We start from the raw sequence: 887 nt of genomic DNA on the forward strand, positions 1-887 counted from the left end.
ACTGTATTCGTATGACTGAATCGTATCAGTGTTGTACTGGAACGATTTGGTTTTCACGTCTCTTCCAATCAAGTTTTTAGCCGAGATACCCAAACGATATGGACCGAAGAACCAAAGTGCACCCGCATCTAAGTTAAACATAGTTTCAGCAGTTTCGTGTTCACGGAGATCTTTGGTATCAAAGTTTTTAAAGCTGGTCGCATACGAATATGTATAGATGCGCTGCAGTTTTGGGGTGATACCAAAAGAAAGATGCTGATTCATAAAGTTGGTGTACTTGGCAAGAGACACCCCTGCCTCCGCTACGCCAATCGAAACACCTTGAACATAGCTGTCTGTCAGTGGATCGACACCTGATGTATCAACATTAGGTTGAACAAATGACTCTGTGTAGAGTTTTCCGTAGACAGTTGCTGATAAGAATTTATTTGGAATACCAACGGCAACGACACCACCTAAGTCAAAATCCATTTTTTTGCCGTCAATAGCGTCCATGGATTTTTTGATCTCATCAACATCGGTCAGCTTACTAATGCGCTCGATTTCGTCAATAAGATCATATTGATCGTCATAACTTATACCGAAACTTGGAATGATCATACCCGCGTCGTCATTGCGGCGGTAAATTGCAGTCAACGCAGGGTTGAAAAATGGAGCGGTCAGATAAGAGGCAGAAACGGTACCAACACCACCCATTGCATCGCTACGTGCTTCAATAGCATAAGTCGCAGCAGAAGCGACATTCGCAAATAGTGATGCTGTAATGGTGGTGGCTAAAATTTTGAATTGGGTTTTCATACTACACTTGTGTTTTTAGTTCTTCCTGAACTTATATCGGCACAAATGTTATTTCTTTAATTATTCTTCCTGAGAAAGATCATAAGTAC

At 41.4% G+C, this 887-nt stretch carries 1 protein-coding gene; it reads right to left on the reverse strand.

From position 1 onward, the window contains the following. Positions 1-798 (reverse strand): conjugal transfer protein TraF (locus tag R7R78_RS25065; RefSeq protein ID WP_225474493.1); only part of this gene is annotated, 798 nt, incomplete at its 3' end. Positions 799-887 lie beyond the last annotated feature (89 nt).

It is taken from the genome of Vibrio sp. 2134-1 (genome assembly GCF_033339495.1).